Raw genomic sequence first — 2,341 nt, 5'->3', positions numbered from 1 at the left:
AAGGAAGTGCGCACTAAAGTAGCGTAAACAAGACACCGGTTTGAGGCCGGTGTCAGGTGATAACTAGATCTGTACAGTCAGTGGATTGCTATAAATCTCGAACAGATCGGCGGCATCCTGCGGGCCAATGGTGCGCAATACAACCCGAGTGCCGGTTAAGTCAGGCTTCATAAATCTCCTTTGGATGTTTTACGCCAGCAAAGCTAAGGTGAAAAACGAGACTGCCTGAAAGTCGGTTTCTGAAGGCAATTGGTGTTATCACTAAATATTGTGACCGCTATCACGGCAACCACTGCCAGCCACATCAAGGCTTGCTCAAACTGGTGGGTGTCCCAATAGTTTTATTTAGTTCCGTTTAAGTGCCTTGTTATGTGCTTGACATTAAAGAGAATAGCTTTCCATTAATTTTCGCCAATCAACAAACTCACCAATTTTTTTAAGTTGAGCATCATCGACATATCTATTTTTAAGTTCTTTTCTACACCTATCTATATACTGAGTTACGACTTCAAAAATTTCATTGTTATCTAGGTCTCTTGAAATGGTCATTTCAGCAGCTAATTTATGTGTTTTATATTCAAATGATTTTTTACTAGTTTTTACAATTCGCTTAGCTTTAACAGCCCAATACTCACCTCTAATTTGGTTTCCTATGAAGTGAAGTTTTATATACCCAATGATTTCATTAAAGTCCCAAACAGAGCCGTAACTATTACGTAAAATATATTGTGATTGCAATTTAACGTTAGGCTGTTCTTTATGAACCTGCCTAGCTAGTTCGTTTAACTCTTCGTTGTTACTATTATATAAATGCTTCTCAACAAATGCCTCTCGTTGTTGATAATACTTTTCTGAAGATATTCTATACACCGGTATGATTAAAAACTCAGTATCCACGTAAGCCTCTTAGTACATAACGCCGTATTAAGGTGTGAGCAGCACTTTGCTATACTTGAGCGAAGCGAAACTGCCAAACGTTGCGAATCACTCTTAAATGCTTTGTTAGCAGCGTTTTCCAAGTATACGCTTTGCCCTTTCTAGCACATGGTCAAACGTCATAATAGTCAAGTTGTGATAACTACTATTTAAAACTCGAAATGCCTGCTGCTGATCACGATTCCAATCATTCGAACGACCATATATTAAAGTACATCTAGGCTTAATGGTCTTCACGTAGCCCACCCTTTCCATGAATTTTACACTGTTTGCTTCTAGTTCAATTTCATGTATGTAAGACTGGGATTGTGTAATCGCTTTGATTAAATCAGAGTGCGGGTAATAGTTATTATGATCAAGACCTGAAGCCCAGAACTTTAAACCGCCCTCTGGTCGCTTGATTTCAACAACATCGAGAAATCCGTCATAACTTTCCATTAGAAAGTCTGAAATGTTATGAGTATCGATCGCTCTTTCATCTAAAACTTTGACAAAGTCGCTACCTAAAACCCAACTATTGGTTTCGAACCAGTTTTGCCATACGTTTTCAGTAAAATCAGACTCTAGTAGATATTGAAACTCATCGATTGCACGAGATTTTCGTGCATGCTCTAAGCCTAATTCTAAGTCTTCTGGTATTACATCGTTATCCAATAGAAACTGAAGCATCCCCTTTTTGTCTGGCAAATTTAAAAGTTGTTTAATTTGTTCTGCATTTGATGTGTCGTACGGGTTATCTAAAGGCAAAAAAGCTTTCGTACCCTGCTTGAAAGGTTCGTAATTGGTTGAAATGAAATCTATGAGATTACCGAACTCTTCACTATCCAATGTAAGTTCACTTTTGGGGCTATCTAATTCTAGTGTTTCACCATCAAGCCAACCCTTTGGTTTATTATACCGACCAAGCTTCAAGAACACTTCGTCTTCTGAAGTGTTATGAGGGATTTTCCAAAATATAGCTCGGGTCAACACTCTAGGTTTATCACGAATTATTTTAGCTAATCTATCTTTAATTTTTGCCATGATACCTCTTTATTTCCTCATAGCTACTAACAGTGATTAGATGGAAGGCAGCATCAATCCGCTAGCAAAGAATCCCATATAACCCTGTAAAATTTTTACCACCGAAAAGTAAAAGTCATCATTAAATAATAACGTTATCAGCTTTCTTCTCGTTTTGGGCGTATTCGCTTGACTTCCTCTTTTTGCGCCACCGTTACTACTGTGTGAAAAATCAGTGCTCAGCGCAGTCTTGGAAAGCGCCGCCAAAGCACGCTTGCTTGAGCAGGTCAGAAATAAAAATGAGGTCGTCACCATTTTTTGTGGGTCGTGCGTATTCCGGCGAAGTTGAACAGCCATTCCGGCCAACGTGAACACCCTGATCCTTAACGCGCTCACGTCATCC

At 39.1% G+C, this 2,341-nt stretch carries 4 protein-coding genes; all 4 read right to left on the bottom strand.

Translation table 11 applies throughout. The features are described 5' to 3' along the window. Positions 1 to 63: 63 nt before the first annotated feature. Complete coding sequence (locus tag NOM06_RS20725) at positions 64 to 171, bottom strand: GNAT family N-acetyltransferase (protein WP_255913022.1); 108 nt, start codon at positions 169 to 171, stop codon at positions 64 to 66. Between the two features lie 210 nt (positions 172 to 381). Further along, positions 382 to 897, bottom strand: a complete 516-nt coding sequence (locus NOM06_RS20720) for a hypothetical protein (protein WP_139461021.1) — start codon at positions 895 to 897, stop codon at positions 382 to 384. Between the two features lie 105 nt (positions 898 to 1,002). Further along, positions 1,003 to 1,959, bottom strand: a complete 957-nt coding sequence (locus NOM06_RS20715) for a Shedu anti-phage system protein SduA domain-containing protein (protein ID WP_139461020.1) — start codon at positions 1,957 to 1,959, stop codon at positions 1,003 to 1,005. Positions 1,960 to 1,995: 36 nt separating this feature from the next. Continuing rightward, positions 1,996 to 2,341, bottom strand: a 346-nt coding sequence (locus NOM06_RS20710) for a hypothetical protein (RefSeq protein WP_255913021.1), incomplete at its 5' end; no start/stop codon positions are given.

It is taken from the genome of Aeromonas sp. JL9, from assembly GCF_024436075.1.
Lineage (GTDB): Bacteria > Pseudomonadota > Gammaproteobacteria > Enterobacterales > Aeromonadaceae > Aeromonas > Aeromonas veronii.
This window is presented reverse-complemented; position numbering and strand designations above follow the sequence as displayed.